Raw genomic sequence first — 19101 nt, 5'->3', positions numbered from 1 at the left:
TAATCAGTGTTTCACGTTAATAAAGACTCAAAATCCAATGTTATATTCATTAATAAAGAAAATAAAGGAAAAATATTAATTGCATTTTGCAACTTTTTAAGTTATAACTAAACCAGAGGTGAATCCAGAATGGAAAACACACGAGAGCTATTTCAAATCATGACCCGGCGCTTTGGTTTGTTGAATAAAAATTGCTGTACCATCGGCGGGAGCGACATTACTCCTGTTCAGAGCCACATCTTGTATGAGATCGATCGTCAGCATAATCCTTCAATGCAACAAATCGCTGAGACGCTGGGGACCGATATCACCACGTTTAGCCGGCAGGTCCAGTCTCTTATCAAAATGGGCTTAATCAAAAAAACACCGGTTCCTACGGATCGGCGAATCTCCACACTTTTGCTTACGGTGCAAGGAAAATATGTTGCGACAACCATCGATTCTCAAATGAACAGCTACCTGGAGGAAGTCTTTTCTTACATGAGCGAGTTCGAAAGAGAAATGGTTATACGGGCCGTTCGATTAATGAACGATGCCATGGCTAAATCCGAACGTTGCTGTCGCCCCGTGAAGATCGATTGACTAACTAAAGGAGTGATTTTCTATGAGTGAAACTACAAAAGATCACATTCGGCAAAATGTTCGCGCGAGATATCAAACAATTGCTGTAAAGCCTACGAAGCTATCCAATTCTTGCTGTTCAACAGATGGCTGCTGTGACAATCCTGCAGATTTCAACGAAATATCGGCAAAGCTCGGGTACTCCTCGGACGAACTGCAAGCCGTTCCTGAAGGTGCCAATCTGGGTCTGGGCTGCGGGAACCCTCAAGCCATTGCAGAGCTTAAACCCGGCGAATATGTGCTGGATTTGGGCAGCGGCGGTGGATTCGACTGCTTCCTGGCTTCCCGGCAGGTAGGGGATTCTGGCAAAGTATTCGGAGTGGATATGACTCCGGATATGATTAGCCTTGCACGTTCCAATGCTGCCAAGGGAAAATTTCATAATGCAGAATTCAGACTGGGAGAAATTGAACATCTTCCCGTCGCTGATCAAAGCGTGAATGTCATCATTTCAAACTGCGTCGTTAACCTTTCTCCAGATAAGCAGCAGGTCTTTCATGAAGCCTATCGTGTGCTGAAGTCCGGGGGCCGAATTGCCATTTCCGATATTGTAACGACTGCTGAGCTGCCTGCGAAAATAAAAAATGACGTGAGCGATTTATACTCTGGCTGCATCTCCGGTGCTTCTTCCATTGTGGAGATCCAGGAGATGCTGAGTCGTAGCGGTTTTTCTGATATCTCCATCGAGCCTAAAAATGAATCCAAAGCCTTTATTAAAGACTGGGTACCGGGAACAAACATTGAAGAATACATCGCTTCATCTGTGATTAAAGCTGTAAAACCTTAAATCGACTTGGGGGCTTGAAAAAGATGCAGGATATTGCGGTTCGGCGGGCAACAACTGAAGATGTGGCAGACATACTGCTCATCTACAATCAAGGGATTGAAGATCGGATTGCCACGCTTGAAGAAGAAACTAAAGACCTCACCTATATGAAAAAGTGGTTGGATGGGCACCAAGGAAGGCATACAGTTTTAGTTGCGGAGAAAAATGGTCGTATTGTCGGCTGGTCGTCGCTAAACCCGTATTCCCAGCGATGTGCGTATCGTGGAGTAGCCGATTTGTCCATCTACATTCATAGAGAGTATCGAGGTCAGGGCGTGGGCTCTATCCTCCTGGATGCGCTGGAAAATGAAGCCCGCAACAGCGAGTTCTATAAAATCGTTCTATTCACCTTTCCTTTCAACGGGCAGGGTCAAGGATTATATCGAAAAATGAATTACCGTGAGGTCGGTATCTTCGAGAATCAAGGTATCCTGGATGGCAAGCCGATTAATGTAATGATTATGGAAAAATTGCTCTAAAATATTGAAATAAACAAGCGTCAATAGAAGAAAAAACGGCAACCTGGTCCATATCCAAGGTTGCCGTTTATATTGTTGTTCAGGATTTTCTTATGAGGAGTGATCGTAAATGCTCTTCAGTGCAGCCCACTGGTTCGGCTTGACTGCAATGGTAGGGCGGATCGCTTTCGCTTGCTGTTCGGCTTCTTCCAGCGTTTGAGCAAGCCCTAGTTCTTTCAAGGTGCCCACCGCCACGGTGCCGGTACGGCCTCTTCCTCCGCCGCAGTGAAAAGCAACTCGCTTGCCCTCCCGATAGGCTTTAACCACTTCTTGAATAGCTGTGTGGAAGAGTTCTGGCTCTGGTGCTTCTGCATGATCCCCCAGAGGGATTTTGATCCACTTTACTGTTTGTGATGTGGAAGCACAGTGTTCTGCTTCTTCCCGGAGGTCTACAACGACCTCAACGCCTTCATCATTTACCATTTGCTCTACATCATTGGCGCCGCCAAAATAAATTTTATCCTCAACCAAACAATGATACGATTTCACCCTAATCTTCTCCTTTGCAAATCAAACGTTTCATGACGGAGGTGTGCTCCTCACCGCTGCTTCTGTGGATTATTCGCCCGTTTCCGCAAAACGCTGAATACGTGCGCCGATCTCATCCCGGACACGCTGGAATACGGCCCATTTCTCCTCATCGGTTCCCGTAGCTTTCGCAGGGTCATCGAATCCCCAATGCTCGCGTTTAACCTTTGGAGGAGTAATCGGGCATTTATCTGCTGCGTCTCCACAAAGTGTTATAACCAAATCAGCATTGCTCAACAGTTCCGGATCAATGATATCTGACGTCTGATTGGAAATATCAATCTGGACTTCATTCATCGCTTTTACTGCATTCGGGTTCAGTCCATGTGCCTCAATGCCTGCGCTATAAATATTCCATTGGTCTGCTAACCATTTTTTTGCCCAACCTTCCGCCATCTGGCTCCGGCAAGAGTTTCCGGTACAGAGAAAATAAATTGTTTTTTTTCGTCATTAGTGATTGCTCCTTATGATTAAAGTAGGGGGATATGCTTTAAGCAATGGTGGATGTTCTTCCAAAGTATTTTTGCTGAAACCATAGGGCGACGTTTACCAACCCGATAAGCACCGGCACTTCTACCAACGGGCCGATGACTGCAGCGAAGGCGGCGCCAGAATTTATTCCGAAAACACCAATGGCAACAGCGATGGCAAGCTCGAAGTTATTGCTTGCTGCCGTAAAGGAAAGTGAAGCAGCTACGGGATAGCTGGTTCCCGTTTTCCGTGAAAGATAAAAAGACAAGAAGAACATGATAACAAAGTAAATGAGTAGTGGAATGGCGATACGAACCACATCCATCGGCAATTGAACCATTAAACCGGCTTTTAAAGAGAACATCAGGACGATGGTGAAGAGCAGGGCGACCAATGTCAGAGGACCGATTTTAGGCAGAAACGCTTTTTCGAACCAAACCTCGCCTTTTGTTTTTAGTGCAACGATGCGGGTAAGTATGCCGGCAGCAAATGGAATTCCGAGATAGATCAGCACGCTTTCTGCGATCTCTCCCATTGAAATGTTCACAACTGCACCCTGGACCCCAAACCATCCGGGCAAAACCGTGACAAACACATAGGCGAATACGGAGTAAAACACGATTTGAAAAATAGAATTAAAGGCAACCAAACCTGCCGTGTATTCAGGATCTCCTTTGGCCAAATCACTCCAAACCAATACCATTGCAATACATCTTGCCAGCCCGATCATAATCAAGCCGATCATGTATTCCGGCATATCGCTTAGAAACAGGATTGCCAATACAAACATGAGCACCGGGCCAATCACCCAGTTTTGAAATAAGGACAACAATAACACTTTCCAGTCTTTAAATACCCGGCCCAGTTTCTCATACTTAACTTTGGCCAGTGGAGGATACATCATCAAGATGAGCCCCACAGCAATGGGAACGGATGTGGTTCCAATCTGCATGTCCGACAGCCCTTCAGCAAACCCAGGAATCCAGTAACCTAAAACAATTCCTAATGCCATGGCAGCAAAAATCCAAAGGGTCAGGTAGCGATCAAGAAACGATAATCTTTTTCTCGGATGATCCACAGCATTCTCTCCTTATTAACTTACTTCAATCATTGAACCACCTGGGTTCTGTAACCCTCAATCACAGCAAATTCCGTTCTTCTCCAGCGCCTTCAATTCTTGTTCCTGGGAAGGGACATGCTTAAACAAATCCTGCACCAATTCCCAGTGCGTATACACTGGATTCAGCGAATAGTATATCCACTGACCTTTCCGATTTTCTTTAATCAAACCCGCATCTTTCAGCTTCCGTAAATGCTGACTTACAGCAGGTTGGCTGATTTTAAGGACTTCTACTAGCTCACACACGCAGCACTCCCGTATCTCCAATAGTTTGATTACGGTCAGCCGGGTTTTGTCTCCAAGCAACTTTAAAATTTGGGAAACATCCTCAATGGTCGGTATTGAGTTAATCGTCATCACATACCCTCCTCGCAATATAAATATATAATGATACGCTTATATATGCAACGGTAAATTCGGTAGGCAGAGATAATGCCGATATTTCGTATTACCTAGCTCAGCGGCTACGGAGTACCGAACTCTTGCACACCTAGCTAAATAGACTGCCCGCTTTTTAATTGCGAAAGAATACGCGCTGCGTATTTTGTAAATTGGATACTAATCTCAGACCGTAGTACTTCTCTGACAATGCCAAACCGGTCTTCATAGCCGCGGCAAACATAACGATGATAAATAATCCCGTCATTCATTTCATCGCTGAAAATTTTGATATTCCGTTGCCGTAGTTCCCGATTGACCTTGGATAAATCTTTAGTGATGCAATTCATTATGAATTGAATGATTTGTTCAAAAAGTTGCTTAAACAAATGTGTTGAGTTCCGAAGGTCCTGTAAACTTTTATCGCACATGGTCAGCATATAGGGGAACATAATGGCATCCCGAATCATGGTCAGTTCTTCCGTCGTTATTCTCCCTGTCTGCAGACTTTTATTTCTGTTCTCATATTGCTCCTGATGATCCGTTAAAAGCATCTTTGATTTCCATCTCTCATTCCCGTCGAGTTTGCTCATTTATAATGCCCTCCAATCTGGCCTGCCCGTTCCCGCGCTACGCCGGCCTCCAGCAAAGAAGAGGCCCGCATAATGGCATCGCTGCCGTATCGTTCCGTAATATAGTCAGTAGCCCGCTCAAGCGCATAGGCAGCATTTCTGTCTTCGAACAAGGTCAGCTGATAAATACTGTCGTCCGAGAGCTGCGTTAACGAAATATGCAAATGACTTATCGGCAACCCTTTCCAGTGATCAATAAAAAGCTTTCGGGCTGCCTGGGCAACTTCATGTGTTAAGGATGTAGGCTGTTGCAGCGTCATCTGGCGGCCAAACGACGAGGCTTTTTCTCCATCCGTTTCCACAGCTCCTACAGACACCACCCGGCCTTGATAACCGTGCCTGCGTGCCCGCCGGCAGACCTCCACGACTAATTCAAGCAAGACAACTTCAATATCCTCCAACCGTCCATATAAGCTGCTTCTTAAGGCTTTCCCATGGCTTATGGATTTGAGAGCGCCCCGAATGGAGGAGACTACGGGACTGGAGTCAATTCCGTTCGCGATCTGCCAGTAGTATTCCGACTGAATATCTGATTGCTTTCGAAACTCTCTGCGCATTCGTTGCTTAAACTCGCCTAACTCCAAGCGGGCCACGTCACCTATGGTCGTCAGACCCATCCGGAGAAAATGCATAGTCATGCGGGAGCCAACCATAAACATTTGGTGAACGGGTAACGGCCATAGATCCCTTTCCATATTCTCAAATCCCAGCTTAAACACACCGTCATTTCTTTTTTTTGCAAAATTATCGGTCGCCATTTTGGCTAAAATTTTTGTAGGACCAATCCCGACTCTGGACCATACACCAGTAGATAATTTCACGTGTGACTGAATCAAATGGGCAATTTCATCAACGGACCCAAATAAAGCGGCAGAACCTGTTACATCCAGGAATTGTTCATCAATGCTGTAGGGCTCAACTTGATCAGTTATTGATTCAAATATCTGCGTAATTAATATGGAAATCGTGATATACCGCTGCATTCTAGGGCGTATGACCACTAGATCAGGACAGAGAGCCAAGGCTTCTCCTACCCGCGAAGCGGTTGTAACACCTTTGGCTTTGGCTAGAGGACAGGCAGCCAAAATAATCCCTGATTTACGCGCCGGATCGCCAACGGCTACCGGTTTGTTTTGATACTCTGGATGAGCTGCTTTTTCAATGGAGGCGTAAAAAGATTGTCCGTCCACGAGAAAGATGACTTTTGACATATCCGAATCACCAGCTTGTAGTATTGAATTCCCTGGCACGGAAGCCCCCTCTGTTGAAAATTCTTGATGGGTAAAGGGATGTATTTAATAATATATACAGAACAGATGTTCTGTATACAGGAATGTTTTGTAATTTGATTGATTGTTTTATTTTTCAAGGGTGCATAGACCGGTTGCCACACCGCCGGAGAGAATGGTCAGAATGGAATGGAAGAAGGTTTCCTTGGAGATCAGCAGCCCGCCTGCGCCGATAATGATGGCATCCGTCAGAAAAATAATGACCCCGACATTCAGCGGAATGTAACGCCCAATGAACTTGGCCAGCAGATCCGTCCCGCCGGTACTGGCTTTGAAGCGCAGCATGAGCCCAAGACCGCTTCCCATCAGAAATCCCCCGATAATCGCGCTGGAGATAGAGCCAAGCTCAACATAGTAGAGAAAGTGGTATTGAAACGGTCCCAGGAACTCAATCAGGAATGAGGAGACGATCAGGCCCAGCACACTGTTGTAAAAGACATCCCGCTCTTTAAGCCAGGCAAGCAGAAAGATCGGAAGGCTGCAGAGGACAATGGCCAGTCCGATTTTTGCCCCGGATATATAATTAATTATGAGAGCGATGCCGATAATTCCCCCATCAAGTATTTTGTAAGGCACCAGGAAGAAGTTCGTTCCTGCAGCAATCAGCAGGCTTGCCAGTAGAATAATGGCGTACCTTGGATATGAGCGCATATTCAACATCTCCAAAAGTGAGGCATGTCTTAATGAATATGCAACTGGATGGAAAAAAATAGCTGAAAGGCAAAAAATCCTGCTTGCGCAGAATGAAACTGATTTAAGTTGGTATGCTTACGGGCAGGAGTGATAGAAATGAGCTTTACCTATAAAGTGCTGGAGAGCGACATGGAGCTGCTGGCGGCTGCGCTGTCGGAAGTCAATGTAACAGTGGCCGTAAAAAGCGGAGCGGGGATTGTGGAGCCTGGAGGACCGATCAGAGCCTATACGCCGAATTCCGTCCGTATCCGGGGGTTATCCTACAATAGGGAGTTGCACGAATTCCGGGTTGGCGGGATACAAGGCTAGTGCAGTACAACCCCCGCAGAGCTTCAGAGGCATCTTCACCTGGAGTAGCGCTTGCGGAAACGCAGCGGGGAGATGCCAACCTTGAGGGCAAAACGCCGAGAGAAATAGGCGGTACTCTCAAAGCCGGTCCGCTCGGCAACTTTTGCGATAGAAATCTCTGTCTTGAGCAGCAGCAGCTTGGCCTGCTCCAGACGGTAATCGGTCAAATATTCCATTGGGGTCAGCCCATAGACACGTTTCATGCAGCGGGCCAGATAGTTGTAGTGAAAATGCAGCTCATCGGCCAGCATGCTGTTGGTCAGCGGCTCTGCGTAGTGATTGCGGAGATAGGCCTCCGTCTGCTCGGCAATCTCCACGGCATGGCTCCCCGCAGCATCCTGCTGCGCAAGATCCATCATCCGCAGCATTTCCTCAAAAATCCGCTGCTGCTGCCATACCGCACTGGAGCGCCGGCCCCGGCCGAGCTGCAGCAGCAGCTCCGCCTGGCCGCTCCGCTCGAAAGGGTCCGGAAGCGGTCCAAATTGCGGAATGCGGATGGTATAAGGATGTGTGAGAAATTGCTTGAAATGCTCTTCGCGGTCCGCATACACCGGATCTCCCTCCGCCTCAATCCATTCCCCAACCGTGTGAAAATGAATCCATATGAAGGAGGTCGTCTCCTCGCAGGGCTTGACCGAGTAGTGGTAGCGGTTAGGGAGCAGCAGCAGCGTATGCCCGGCCGGCACCGCCCACTGTTTATGCTCCTCACCGATAAAGAGACAGCCTTGTTCAACAATAAGCAGATCGAATCTGCCCATGCGGTTGCGGCTCGGATGCTGATCTCCAGGCTGATAGACGGTGCGGTCGCCTTCCAGGAAATACGGGAACGGCGGCGCCGCCAGATGAATATAGGACGGGATGAATGACATAGGCTGCTCCTTTCCGGCCAGTGTGAAATAATACAAAAACAGGGTTGCTTATGATTCTGTTTTTTATTTATTTTACCGTCTATAATTGCAAATAGCGAGGGTGAAATGAACATGAAGGGAGAAGTAAAACATGAATAAAATAAGCGAACTTAAGCAAGCGGCAGACGGGCATCCGTCCGTAACCATTCAAGATGAATTCTGGGGGCGCTATATCCGGCTGGTGCAGGATGTGGTTATTCCTTACCAATATGAGGCGCTGCATGACCGGGTGCCTGAAGCGGAGCCAAGCCGCGCAATCGCCAATTTCGAGATCGCCGCAGGCCGGAGAGAAGGGGAGTTTCACGGTTGGGTGTTTCAGGACAGCGATGTAGCTAAGTGGCTGGAGGCGGTGGGTTACTCGCTGAGCATCAAACGCGATCCTGATCTGGAAGCCAAGGCCGACGCGGTGATTGATCTGGTCGGCGAAGCGCAGCAGCCGGACGGGTATCTGAACACTTATTTTACAATCAAGGAGCCGGGCAAACGCTGGACCAATCTGCAGGACTGCCATGAGATGTATTGCACGGGTCATTTCATTGAAGCCGCAGTCGCCTATTATGAAGCTACCGGCAAGGATAAGCTGCTGCAGATCATGCGGCGGATGGTGGACCATATTGATTCCGTATTTGGACCGGAGGAAGGCAAGCTAAAGGGCTATGACGGACATCAGGAAATTGAGCTTGCACTAGTTAAGCTGTACCGGCTGACAGGGGAAGAGAAGTATTTGAAGCTCAGCAGCTTTTTCATCAACCAGAGAGGCCAGGAGCCTAATTATCTGCGGGAGGAATGGGAGTCGCGGGGCCGGATCACGCATTGGAGCGGAATTCCTACAAACAGCATTGAACTGAAATATCTTCAAGCACATCTTCCGGTACGGGAGCAGAACGAGGCGGTTGGGCATTCCGTCCGTGCAGTCTACATGTATACAGCGATGGCGGATCTTGCAGCGCTTACCGGGGATGAAACCTTGCGCGAGGCTTGCGCAAGATTATGGGACAATATGACGGGCAAGCAGATGTACATTACCGGAGGCATTGGTTCCACTCACCAGGGCGAAGCCTTCACCTTCGATTACGATCTGCCTAACGATACGGTATATGCGGAGACCTGTGCTTCGATTGGCCTGATCTTTTTTGCCCGGAGGATGCTGGAGCTGGCCCCGGATGCCCGCTATGCGGATGTGATGGAGCGGGCGCTCTATAACAATGTGCTGGGCTCTATGGCGCAGGACGGCAAACACTATTTCTATGTGAATCCGCTGGAAGTATGGCCGCAGGCCTGCACCTGCAATCCGGATAAGCATCATGTGAAGTCCGAGCGCCAGGGCTGGTTCGGCTGCGCCTGCTGCCCGCCGAATGTGGCGCGGCTGCTTACCTCGCTGAACCAGTATATCTATACGGTTCACGGTGACACGCTTTACACTAACCTGTATATCGGCAGTGAATTGAAGACAACACTGGGAGGGGCGGAGGTTTCCGTCAGCCAGCAGAGCAGCTATCCGTGGGAAGGTACGGTCACATTTAAGGTTAATCCGGCTCAGGCAGGGGAGTTCGGCATCGCTTTGCGCATTCCTTCCTGGAGCCAGGGTATGGAGATCAGAGTCAACGGTGAAGTGCTGAAGCTGTCTGAAGGGGTGGAGCAGGGCTATCGTGTGATCCGCAGAGTCTGGAATGCCGGAGATATCATCGAAGTGTCTATGCCGATGGAAGCGCACCGCGTGTATGCCCATCCGAATCTGCGGGCGGATGCCCAGAAGACGGCTATCCAGCGTGGACCGCTGGTCTACTGCCTGGAGGGTGTGGACAACGGCACGCCGCTGAGCTCGATTACGCTGAGTGAAGCAGGGGCGTTCACAGAGATCTTTGACAGGTCCATGCTTGGCGGAGCCGTTGTGGTTGAAGGAACGGGCTTCCGTGTGAATCAGGAGGGCTGGAACGGAGAGCAGCTCTACAGCAGGGAGAAGGCGCCGCTGGAAGCTGTCAAGGTGACTGCCGTGCCTTATTATCTATGGGGCAACCGGGGCAGCGGTGAGATGAAGGTGTGGATACCGGAGGGCAGGGGATAAGCTGTAGTGCCTTTCCTTGGACCCTGTGAGGTTGAGCAGCCATAATATTAAATAGAGCCACCCGTCACCGTTGCAGCAGCGGACGACCGGGTGGCTTTTTTGCGAGAATGCCAAATGCTATTTACAAAAACGGGCCCCGTCCTTTTACAAAGACGAGACCCGATGCTTTATTGCTTAATCAGCCGTTCTATACACAGTGCTTACGTAGCAGCAGTTTAGCCCAGTTCCACAACGACATGGTGCACAGCGCCGTCGCCGACAGGAGCGATGACATTGCCATCTACAGCAGCGCCGTCGAGTGTCAGGCTGGCCACGCCCTTGGAGACATGGTTCGGGTTCTTGATCTGGATGACATAAGTGTCGCCGCGGAAGACGCGGGTGATCTCGAAGCCGTCCCATGCGGCAGGGATACAAGGATCAACCTTCAAGCCGCCGAAGTCAGCCTGGATGCCCAGAATGGACTGGGTAATAGCCACGTAGTTCCAAGCGGCTGTACCGGTGAGCCAGGAGTTTTTCGCTTCCCCGTGGCGCACGGCATCTTTACCGGCGATCATCTGCGAGTAGACGTAAGGTTCCATGCGGTGCACTTCGCTGATATCCTCCAGGTAAGCAGGAGCGATCTTGGAGTACACTTCGAAGGCTCTGTCGCCATGGCCCAGCACGGTTTCGGCGATCATGATCCAAGGGTTGTTGTGGCAGAAAATACCAGCATTTTCCTTGTAGCCCGGAGGGTACGTGGAAATTTCACCGAGGTTCAGATAGTACTTGGAATAAGGAGGCTGCTGCAATACGATACCGTATTTAGTATCCAGACGTTCCTGTACGGAAGTCAGCGCTTTAGCGGCCTGACCATCTTCAACACCGATACCGGCCATTACGCACATACCTTGCGGCTCGATGAAGATTTGGCCTTCCTCGTTTTCCTTGCTGCCGATCTTGTCGCCGTAGTGGTCGTAAGCGCGCAAGAACCAGTCGCCGTCGAAGCCATGGGTCAGTGTGATTTCACGCATGTTGTCGATTTTGGCTACAGCATCTGCTGCCACATCGTCAAGTCCGCGCATGCGGCAGATTTCCGCATAGTCCGGTCCAACGAAGACGAACAGACCTGCGATAAATACGGATTCCGCTACGCCGCCTGCGATATTCTCAGTAGTCTGGAACGATTCGCCCGGCTCAGTGGAGAAGCAGTTCAGGTTAAGGCAGTCATTCCAGTCCGCGCGTCCGATCAGCGGCAGGCCGTGAGGTCCGAGGTTATTGGTAACATGCTCGAAGGAGCGCTTCAAGTGCTCGAACAGGGTAGCAGTGTTATCCGGGTTGCTGTCGAACGGAACCTGCTCATCCAGGATCGAATAATCGCCAGTTTCCTTAATATAGGCAGCCGTTCCCGAGATCAGCCAGAGCGGGTCATCGTTGAAGCCGGAGCCGACTTCGTTGTTGCCTTTTTTGGTGAGCGGCTGGTACTGGTGATACGCGCTGCCATCTTCGAACTGGGTAGCAGCGATATCCAGAATACGTTCTCTGGCGCGCTCTGGGATTTGGTGCACGAAGCCGAGCAAGTCCTGGTTGGAGTCGCGGAAGCCCATACCGCGGCCAATACCGGATTCGAAGTAAGAAGCGGAACGGGACATGTTGAAGGTAACCATACACTGGTATGGATTCCAGATGTTAACCATGCGGTTAAGCTTTTCGTCGCCGCTTTGAATCTGGTATTTGGACAGCAGATTATCCCAGTGTGCAGCCAGAACAGCCAGGGCAGCATCCACTTGAGCGTCTGTAGCGAATTGTTCGATAACAGCAAGCGCCGGTTTTTTGTTGATAACGTTCAGCGCTTCCCATTTCTCATCTTCCGGATTTTCGATATAGCCGAGTACGAAGATGAAGCTTTGCTCTTCGCCCGGTTCCAGCGTGATGTTCAGAGCATGGGAGCCAATCGGCGACCAGCCGCTCGCTACGGAATTGGTGGCCTCTCCTGCAGCAACTGCCTGCGGGTGGTCCAGACCATTGTACATGCCGAGGAACGATTCGCGGTCGGTGTCGAAGCCGTCGATAGCTTTGTTTACAGAATAGAAGGCGTAGTGGTTTCTGCGCTCGCGGTATTCGGTTTTGTGATAAATAACGGAATCCTTCACTTCAACTTCGCCGGTGCTGAGATTGCGCTGGAAGTTGGTCATATCATCCTGGGCGTTCCACAGACAGAATTCGGCAAAAGAGAACAGCTTCACGGATTTCTTCGCGGAGCCGGTGTTCTTAACCACCAGACGATGCACTTCGGCATTGTGGCCCATCGGTACAAAAGCAAGCTGGTTCACGGAAATGCCATTGCGCTCGCCGGTAATGGAGGTATAGCCGAGACCGTGACGGCACTCATAGAAATCAAGGTCACGTTTGACCGGCATCCAGCCCGGGGTCCAGAAATCACCGCCGTCATACAGATAGTAGTAGCGTCCGCCGGTATCCAGCGGAATATTGTTATACCGGTAACGGGTAAGTCTTCTCATGCGGGCATCCCGGTAGAAGGTGTAGCCGCCGGCAGTATTGGAGATCAGGCCGAAAAACTGCTCGTTGCCGAGGTAGTTGATCCATGGGTAAGGTGTTTTAGGAGTGTTGATTACATACTCTTTGCGAGTATCGTCAAAAGTTCCGAATTTCATAAGAGAATAGTCTCCTTTCAATTGTGAACGCGCGTTTACAGAACAGAGAAAAAATCCCCCGGGGAAAAGGGAGCCTCTCGGGTATGATAAATAATTGCCGCTCCCCCAAGAGAAGCACACATGCTCCTTCAAGCGCGCAGCGCTAAGGTGAGCATGCGGCATCTTTTGCAGGAAGCCTTTACTTCTTCGGCGGCTGGCAGGAATCTCTCTCAACCAGTTGAGCCGGGAAGCTGATGGTACTGAAGGTCGGCTGCGATGAATCGCACAGCTCGATCACTTTCTCGACCGCGGCCTTGGACATTTCGTAAATTGGCAGACGTACTGAGGTCAGCTTGGGATGAATGCGTGAAGCAAGCTGCACATCATCGAATCCGGCAATGGAGATATCCTCAGGCACGGAGATACCGTGTTCAGAGAACGCTTCCATTGCAGAGATAGCCATGTCATCATTGGAAGAGAAGAAGGCGGTCGGCAAAGGTCCGCCGGAAGCAATCAGCTTCTGAACCTCTTCATAGGCGGCATCCTTCAGGAATTCTCCCTTCAGGATGAATCTTTCATTCAGCGCCAGTCCATGCTTCTTCAGCGTATCCACGTATGCCATGTAGCGTTCCCGTCCAGAGTACGTATTCATTCTTCCGCAAATCATGCCGATCTCCTGATGGCCCAGGCCAATCAGATACTCAATGGCCTCAGTTGTGCCTTCATAGTCCTTGGAATTCACAATAGCGAGATGATTGCGGTCCAGATGCTCAGACATAATCTCCGAAATGTCGTAATCAATCAGCACGAGCGGAAAATCGAGACTGACCATTTCCCGTACGATATCAATATCCTTCTGGGTACCGACGATGATGCCGCCGTCAATCCGTTTCTGCAGAAAAGCCTGCTTCACCTTCAGGAAATCGTCGGGAGAGTAGACGGTATGGATCAGCACATAACAGCCGCGGGCATTCGACGTGTCGACAACGGCATCGACGAAAGGCGCGAAGTAATTGTTCTGATAGATCCGGGTGGTGTTCTCCTTCTCGTTCATGCTGATAGCGAAAAGCCCGATAGTATCGGTCTTCTTGCCGGCCAGAGCCCGGGCGAAGCTGTTCGGCTCGTATTGATGCTGCTCAATTACCTTCAGCACCTTGGCCCGGGTCTCCTCAGGGACGTTGGAATAATTGTTGATCACGCGGGATACCGTGCTTCGGGACACCCCGGCGAGCTTTGCTATATCTTCGCTGCGCATAATGCCCCCTTTTTTCAAAATATAAGGCTTCATAGGGCTCACGCCATCAAGCATCCTTATATTTCTCCCAGAAACGGTTGCCGTGCTTTAAGGCCGGCGTAGCCGTTCCTAATTGTAAACGCGCGTTTATGAGCCTATTGTAAAATAAAAGTTCGCAGAAATCAATTACCCGGAGCAAAGAAATTTGCTTGCTGAAGCACAGGGCTTGCGTTACAAAAGAACTATCAGGAAAATGGAAGGGTGATTATTGATTTACAAATTGTTCCATTGAGGTTATATTGAGATTACATTGCAAGGAACATGTAGGAGGAGTAATTATGCCAAACGTTATTTCATGGGTCTTCACAGCATTTCTTGTGCTTTGGACAGCGGCAGCAGCCTATGCTGCAATCCGGCCATATTCCTTTTGGCAGATTACCCAAGGCTGGAAAGCGGTGAAGGAGCCGCCCAGAGCCTACTTTGTAGCTTCTGCAATTGGCGCAGCCATTTTAGCTGCAATCGGACTCACACTCTTAATCCTGCCTTCTGTGATGTCTATGCTTGATAAATAGCTTTGTTTGGCGGATTCGGCGCATTATCATTGCCTCCGTTTACGAATATCTTTACTATACATCAAAAATGATGAAGATGTTCATACACTCCCTTAATAATTGTCAGTTATAGTAGACACAACACCTGTTGTATGCACTTGGCCTTGCCGGATAACGGCAGGGTCCTTTTTTTATTTCAGTATTTGGTTCCTAGCTCTGCCATTTTTGCTTTTCGTTCGTGCATCGAGTCCACAATAATTAATTCGGTTCTGCGAGTTCTTTTCCTAATGCATAGGCACTTTCCTTATATATTGGGGGTGCTCCATCACTGGAGCCGCAAAATACTGCTATATTCTTCATAAACCTGATTTCTCCTTTGATGACAAATATCTTGCAGCCAGCTTCTTCTGGTGGGTATGGAATATTTCCTCAAGGGAGATATCATATTTGTTAGCGATAACAATGAGATTGCCAAGCACATCTCCAAGCTCTTCTGTTAAGTTATTTTTGTTATCCGCAAAAGAGCCTTCAACTTCATCCGGCCGATCCCTGCCAATTTCCAAGGCACGAATGGCCCTTGCCACCTCACCCGTTTCTTCTGCCAAGAAACCAATCCGGACAAAAATGTCTAAATCAGACCAGCCCCGCTCTTGATAATATTGCTTGACCCACAACTGAAACTCATTAATATCCATGATAACCCTCCAATAATACTGATCAATAAGAGAACACGTGTTTGCTCTGTGAGCTTATCATAGAACCATTTAGATGTGAAGGCGGGGGCAGTTGATTATGTGTTTTAACTGTTTTGGTCAAGTTTTATTTTCTGGATGTAAAAGAACTGTTAAGCCTGCTCAAAAAAATATTGCGTTCACCTTACATCCTATGGTATTATGAATTTCGTTGCAGGACGGTAGCTCAGCGGGAGAGCACTATCTTGACAGGGTAGGGGTCATGGGTTCGAACCCCATCCGTCCTATAGAGAAAAACCCTTGATATTCAAGGGTTTTTTGTTTGTTTATGGATACTTTTTATTTCAATTTCCGTATGAGGCGCAAACTATCGTAATCACAAACAAGAACATATTCTCTGCTCTCACATAGTTCATCAACAGCTCTTTTAATATCAGCATATACAGTGTAGTCGTGAAACGCTATGAATCCTCCGCGGACAACTCTTGGGGCATATAACTCCATATCTCTTTTTATGCCTGAATAACTATGGTCTCCATCTATAAAAAGGGCAGCTATACTCTCAGGACAATCTTGTATTGCTTCATGGCTGAATTTTTTTATGGGTAATACATAGTTTGCAAGCTGGAAATTCAGAATATTAGTCATGAATTCATCAAAGTAATCGGTATAATATCCATTAGAAATAAAAGGATCAATAGAAATAATTGTTCGTTTCCTTTCACTTATCCATTTGCTCCCGAAACCGAGTGCAAGAGTACTTTTCCCTTTAAAGGAACCAATCTCAACAATTTCCCCATCCAGATGATCAACGAGAGCCGGCAGATGAAGAAGTGCAGTTTGCTCTGTAGTTGTCAACCACCCGCTGACCGAATCAATAAACTGATACAATTGGCTAATTGGAAGCAGATGTTCAGTAATTTTAGGTCACCTCTCATAACCCGTTATTTTCTAATGCTTTTTTTGTGGCCTCCAAATATTGGAATCCGTATTTTTTATCTGGTTCTAAATATGTTCCTTCGCCCCATTCATTCCAGGCATTAATAAACAAAAGGTCACTGTTTATTTCTAGAGATCTTTTTATTTGCTGTGTCAGATACAAGGAAAATCTCTCTGGAGACGCGCCGGTGAAGATGAGGGGCATATTTCCTCCAACCCGGGCGGAGTTATCCCAATCGACGAAGGCTCCTAGATAAGTTTTAACACTATCCTTGCCGGCCTCCCTTTCCAGGATAGTGGACCAGTATTTATCGTAATCCATTAGAGTGAATTTTTGGTTATATCCATCAACGCCTCTTATAGAACGGATGCCATTTGTTAGATACATTGTATATCCAGGCTCAAACTGGACACGAGCATCGAAACCTTTAAGCTCAGGGTTGCTGAATCTATTTAAAGTCTGGACAAAATGGATCCCATCAAGCCCATTCTCCACAGCTAATTTTTGCCAGTATTCCAGCATTCCTTCGCATTCGGGAATATCGTTAGGACGATAAATAAGAAATGAAGGTTTGTTTTCTACCCGGATATACCTTTTATCTTTAAATGCTGTTAGGAGAAATTCGAAATGCTCTTTCCAATCGGTTTCTTCTCCGTAATCCTGACCCACCAATACCTCATGATTTGCACCGGTCCATGTTCTTGTCCACGGGTCGTTTGCCCAGGAAAGACAGAAAGGGAAATCGGGCGTCCCTTTTTGAAGAACTGCATCAAAGGGTTCATGAAGAAACCTTTTTCCCTTAAACCAGTAATGATAATAACAAAATCCGTAGATGCCATATTCCTTAGCAATTTGCGCTTGCCACTCCCTTGCAGATTCGTCTTTCAAATTGTAGTAATAGTCCTGGTAGGGCTCTTTCGGCTGATAATGCCCAGGAAATAGAGGCTTTGCTTTTCTGGTATTGGTCCATTCGGTAAATCCTTGTCCCCACCAATGATTATTTTCATCGGTCTCATGAAATTGAGGCAAATAGAAGGCGATAAGTTTCAAAAATATCTCTCCTTTAAAGAAGGGCTTACCTCGGATTGCACGGGGTCTTCGTTAAGTAGTTATTTGTATATATTATGTGAGTGTTCAAGAATTGGAACCGGGGTATAAGGCATTTGAAGATGACGACATAACGACGCAAAATGATCTTTGTTATATAATGGGAAATGTTATATCCCATATGCATCTATTCGGTCGTCCGTGAGGACATGCCGGAAAGCTTCGGGAAGCTCTATCTGGCTACCATTAACAGGTTCGGTCCCATGCCTAAGTATGAAATGGAGGAAATCAGAGCCTTTACTGAGCTGCCGGAGGCTGTAACCTATTCGTTGTTTTATCCTGCGTTTCTTGAGAGGGTAAATGCTTTTATCAATGCTTGAAATGCGAGAACAGACCCGAATTTGCAGTGACACTGAATAGGAAGATATAGTAGTTATATAAATAAGCAAAAATAAAGGAGTTAAGACTTTGGAGCAACAAAATGATCAGAAGAAAAAGACTTCAACCGGGCTGACATGGCTGGGCGGCGGGGTGGTTATGCTGCTCCTGAAGGGGAAGGCGCTTCTGTCTCTCTTAAAGCTGGGAAAAATAGCGGGGCCGCTGATATCCATGCTGGTTTCCGTATGGGCTTATGCGCTGATCTATCCCTGGCAGTTCGCAATCGGATTTGTACTGCTGCTGTTTATCCATGAGCTTGGACATGTGCTTGCCGCCAAAAGGATCGGACTTCCGGTGAGCGCACCATTGTTTATCCCTTTTTTGGGGGCCTTAATCACGATGAAAAAACAGCCGCTCGACGCCAAGATGGAAGCTTATGTAGCTTTTGGCGGTCCGCTTTTGGGGAGCGCAGGCTCGGCGGTTGTATTTGCGTTTGCCTATTATTATCATAGCCCGCTGCTATATTCGCTGGCCTACGTCGGATTTCTGCTCAACCTGCTGAACTTGCTGCCGATTCACCCGCTGGATGGGGGCCGTATTGCGACGGCGGTCACACGCTGGCTGTGGCTGGCGGGGTTAATTGGCGGTTTGGCAGTGATCATCTTCCTGAAATCGGTCCTGTTCCTGATTATCTGGCTGCTGTTTGCCTATGATCTGTACAAGAAATATATCAGCCGGCGCAAGAGCAGCCAGATCAGAACGGTGCTGCTTAAGTTCCTGATCCCTGTAGAGCATCTGAAAGAACAAGGGTATCTGATTCCGGGACCTGAGCACAAGAGAGAGCTGCCTTTTACGACCTACAGCGATTTGGACCGGCAGCAGTATATCGGTATTCATTATGAAAGCCTGGATTATTACGGCACAGCGAGACTTCCTATGCAGAGTATCATCGGGAAAGTGAAGCTGACTCAGCTTGAACACCTCACGACGGAAACGGGCCTGCACTTAAATGCGCAATGTGAGGTTCAATTTACCGCATTTGAGAACGACAAATATTATGATGTACCGGCAAGCTCCCGCTGGAAATACGGTATAGCCTATTTTGCATTAGCGGGATGTATTGGAATCCTGATGTATCTAGTACATGTAGTGGGGAACGTAAATCTGTAATCCTTCGTTTAGCAACGCTCCAAACCGTCAAAGCTGTGAAAAGCTGGATAAATAGGAGGAGT

The 19101-nt window shown here is 48.1% G+C and carries 20 protein-coding genes, 1 tRNA gene and 1 pseudogene; 8 read left to right on the top strand and 14 right to left on the bottom strand.

Annotation, left to right across the window (positions count from 1 at the left end):
* The first annotated feature begins 129 nt into the window (after positions 1 to 129).
* From ACX1DY_RS19725 to ACX1DY_RS19715, 3 genes are read left to right on the top strand one after another with little or no spacing between them, the layout of a single operon-like run.
* On the top strand, positions 130 to 582 hold the full coding sequence (locus ACX1DY_RS19725; protein ID WP_458965899.1) for a MarR family winged helix-turn-helix transcriptional regulator: 453 nt from the start codon (positions 130 to 132) through the stop codon (positions 580 to 582).
* Positions 583 to 604: 22 nt separating this feature from the next.
* Positions 605 to 1408, top strand: coding sequence for an arsenite methyltransferase (locus ACX1DY_RS19720; protein WP_458965898.1), 804 nt, complete (start codon positions 605 to 607; stop codon positions 1406 to 1408).
* Positions 1409 to 1431: 23 nt separating this feature from the next.
* The gene (locus tag ACX1DY_RS19715) at positions 1432 to 1926 is read left to right on the top strand and encodes an arsinothricin resistance N-acetyltransferase ArsN1 family A (RefSeq protein WP_458965897.1); all 495 of its coding nucleotides are present in this window, start codon (positions 1432 to 1434) and stop codon (positions 1924 to 1926) included.
* A gap of 90 nt (positions 1927 to 2016) precedes the next feature.
* Here the strand turns inward: ACX1DY_RS19715 and ACX1DY_RS19710 are convergent, their stop codons facing one another.
* The 7 genes from ACX1DY_RS19710 to ACX1DY_RS19680 form a co-directional block, all read right to left on the bottom strand.
* Positions 2017 to 2454: a protein-tyrosine phosphatase family protein gene (locus ACX1DY_RS19710; protein ID WP_458965896.1), complete on the bottom strand. Its 438-nt coding sequence runs from the start codon at positions 2452 to 2454 to the stop codon at positions 2017 to 2019.
* A 69-nt stretch (positions 2455 to 2523) separates the two neighbouring features.
* Positions 2524 to 2928 carry an arsenate reductase (thioredoxin) gene (gene arsC / locus ACX1DY_RS19705; RefSeq protein ID WP_458965932.1) on the bottom strand — a complete coding sequence of 135 codons (405 nt, stop codon included), beginning with the start codon at positions 2926 to 2928 and terminating at the stop codon, positions 2524 to 2526.
* A 55-nt stretch (positions 2929 to 2983) separates the two neighbouring features.
* A complete protein-coding gene (gene arsB, locus ACX1DY_RS19700; protein WP_458965895.1) occupies positions 2984 to 4042 on the bottom strand; it encodes an ACR3 family arsenite efflux transporter in 1059 nt (352 codons plus the stop codon).
* 57 nt (positions 4043 to 4099) lie between these two features.
* Positions 4100 to 4441 (bottom strand): ArsR/SmtB family transcription factor, encoded by a 342-nt coding sequence (locus ACX1DY_RS19695; protein WP_458965894.1) that lies wholly within the window; start codon positions 4439 to 4441, stop codon positions 4100 to 4102.
* A gap of 137 nt (positions 4442 to 4578) precedes the next feature.
* On the bottom strand, positions 4579 to 5055 hold the full coding sequence (locus ACX1DY_RS19690) for a hypothetical protein (RefSeq protein ID WP_458965893.1): 477 nt from the start codon (positions 5053 to 5055) through the stop codon (positions 4579 to 4581).
* Positions 5052 to 6305, bottom strand: coding sequence for a DNA polymerase IV (locus ACX1DY_RS19685; protein ID WP_458965892.1), 1254 nt, complete (start codon positions 6303 to 6305; stop codon positions 5052 to 5054). Before ACX1DY_RS19685 ends, ACX1DY_RS19690 begins: the two co-directional genes overlap by 4 nt.
* Positions 6306 to 6452: 147 nt before the next feature.
* Positions 6453 to 7034, bottom strand: coding sequence for a YitT family protein (locus tag ACX1DY_RS19680; protein ID WP_458965891.1), 582 nt, complete (start codon positions 7032 to 7034; stop codon positions 6453 to 6455).
* Positions 7035 to 7172: 138 nt separating this feature from the next.
* On the opposite strand from ACX1DY_RS19680, the gene ACX1DY_RS19675 reads away from it, so the two are divergent.
* Positions 7173 to 7385, top strand: coding sequence for a hypothetical protein (locus ACX1DY_RS19675; protein ID WP_458965890.1), 213 nt, complete (start codon positions 7173 to 7175; stop codon positions 7383 to 7385).
* 35 nt (positions 7386 to 7420) lie between these two features.
* Here ACX1DY_RS19675 and ACX1DY_RS19670 read toward each other — a convergent pair whose 3' ends face one another.
* Positions 7421 to 8293, bottom strand: coding sequence for a helix-turn-helix transcriptional regulator (locus ACX1DY_RS19670; protein ID WP_458965889.1), 873 nt, complete (start codon positions 8291 to 8293; stop codon positions 7421 to 7423).
* Between the two features lie 130 nt (positions 8294 to 8423).
* Here ACX1DY_RS19670 and ACX1DY_RS19665 point away from each other — a divergent pair, with 130 nt between their 5' ends.
* Positions 8424 to 10397: a glycoside hydrolase family 127 protein gene (locus ACX1DY_RS19665; protein WP_458965888.1), complete on the top strand. Its 1974-nt coding sequence runs from the start codon at positions 8424 to 8426 to the stop codon at positions 10395 to 10397.
* 215 nt (positions 10398 to 10612) lie between these two features.
* Here the strand turns inward: ACX1DY_RS19665 and ACX1DY_RS19660 are convergent, their stop codons facing one another.
* Entirely contained in the window at positions 10613 to 13048 is a 2436-nt protein-coding gene (locus ACX1DY_RS19660; RefSeq protein ID WP_458965887.1) for a GH36-type glycosyl hydrolase domain-containing protein, read from the bottom strand.
* A 178-nt stretch (positions 13049 to 13226) separates the two neighbouring features.
* The gene (locus ACX1DY_RS19655; RefSeq protein WP_458965886.1) at positions 13227 to 14336 is read right to left on the bottom strand and encodes a LacI family DNA-binding transcriptional regulator; all 1110 of its coding nucleotides are present in this window, start codon (positions 14334 to 14336) and stop codon (positions 13227 to 13229) included.
* Between the two features lie 263 nt (positions 14337 to 14599).
* On the opposite strand from ACX1DY_RS19655, the gene ACX1DY_RS19650 reads away from it, so the two are divergent.
* Positions 14600 to 14833, top strand: a complete 234-nt coding sequence (locus ACX1DY_RS19650; protein WP_458965885.1) for a DUF6199 family natural product biosynthesis protein — start codon at positions 14600 to 14602, stop codon at positions 14831 to 14833.
* Between the two features lie 178 nt (positions 14834 to 15011).
* Here ACX1DY_RS19650 and ACX1DY_RS19645 read toward each other — a convergent pair.
* Positions 15012 to 15172 (bottom strand): annotated as a pseudogene (locus tag ACX1DY_RS19645) (TIGR00730 family Rossman fold protein); the annotation flags it as partial.
* A complete protein-coding gene (locus tag ACX1DY_RS19640) occupies positions 15169 to 15507 on the bottom strand; it encodes a MazG nucleotide pyrophosphohydrolase domain-containing protein (protein ID WP_458965884.1) in 339 nt (112 codons plus the stop codon). The gene ACX1DY_RS19640 and the pseudogene ACX1DY_RS19645, both read right to left, overlap by 4 nt.
* A gap of 212 nt (positions 15508 to 15719) precedes the next feature.
* Here ACX1DY_RS19640 and ACX1DY_RS19635 point away from each other — a divergent pair.
* Positions 15720 to 15791: transfer RNA gene (locus tag ACX1DY_RS19635), tRNA-Val, on the top strand.
* A gap of 52 nt (positions 15792 to 15843) precedes the next feature.
* On the opposite strand, the gene ACX1DY_RS19630 is transcribed toward ACX1DY_RS19635, so the two are convergent.
* Both ACX1DY_RS19630 and ACX1DY_RS19625 read right to left on the bottom strand, forming a co-directional pair.
* The gene (locus tag ACX1DY_RS19630; RefSeq protein WP_458965883.1) at positions 15844 to 16362 is read right to left on the bottom strand and encodes a class I SAM-dependent methyltransferase; all 519 of its coding nucleotides are present in this window, start codon (positions 16360 to 16362) and stop codon (positions 15844 to 15846) included.
* Between the two features lie 76 nt (positions 16363 to 16438).
* Entirely contained in the window at positions 16439 to 17494 is a 1056-nt protein-coding gene (locus ACX1DY_RS19625; RefSeq protein WP_458965882.1) for a glycosyltransferase WbsX family protein, read from the bottom strand.
* A gap of 465 nt (positions 17495 to 17959) precedes the next feature.
* Here ACX1DY_RS19625 and ACX1DY_RS19620 point away from each other — a divergent pair, with 465 nt between their 5' ends.
* Positions 17960 to 19039, top strand: coding sequence for a site-2 protease family protein (locus ACX1DY_RS19620; protein WP_458965881.1), 1080 nt, complete (start codon positions 17960 to 17962; stop codon positions 19037 to 19039).
* The last annotated feature ends 62 nt before the right edge of the window (positions 19040 to 19101 follow it).

The sequence above is a fragment of the Paenibacillus sp. BAC0078 genome (genome assembly GCF_054483875.1).
This window is presented reverse-complemented; position numbering and strand designations above follow the sequence as displayed.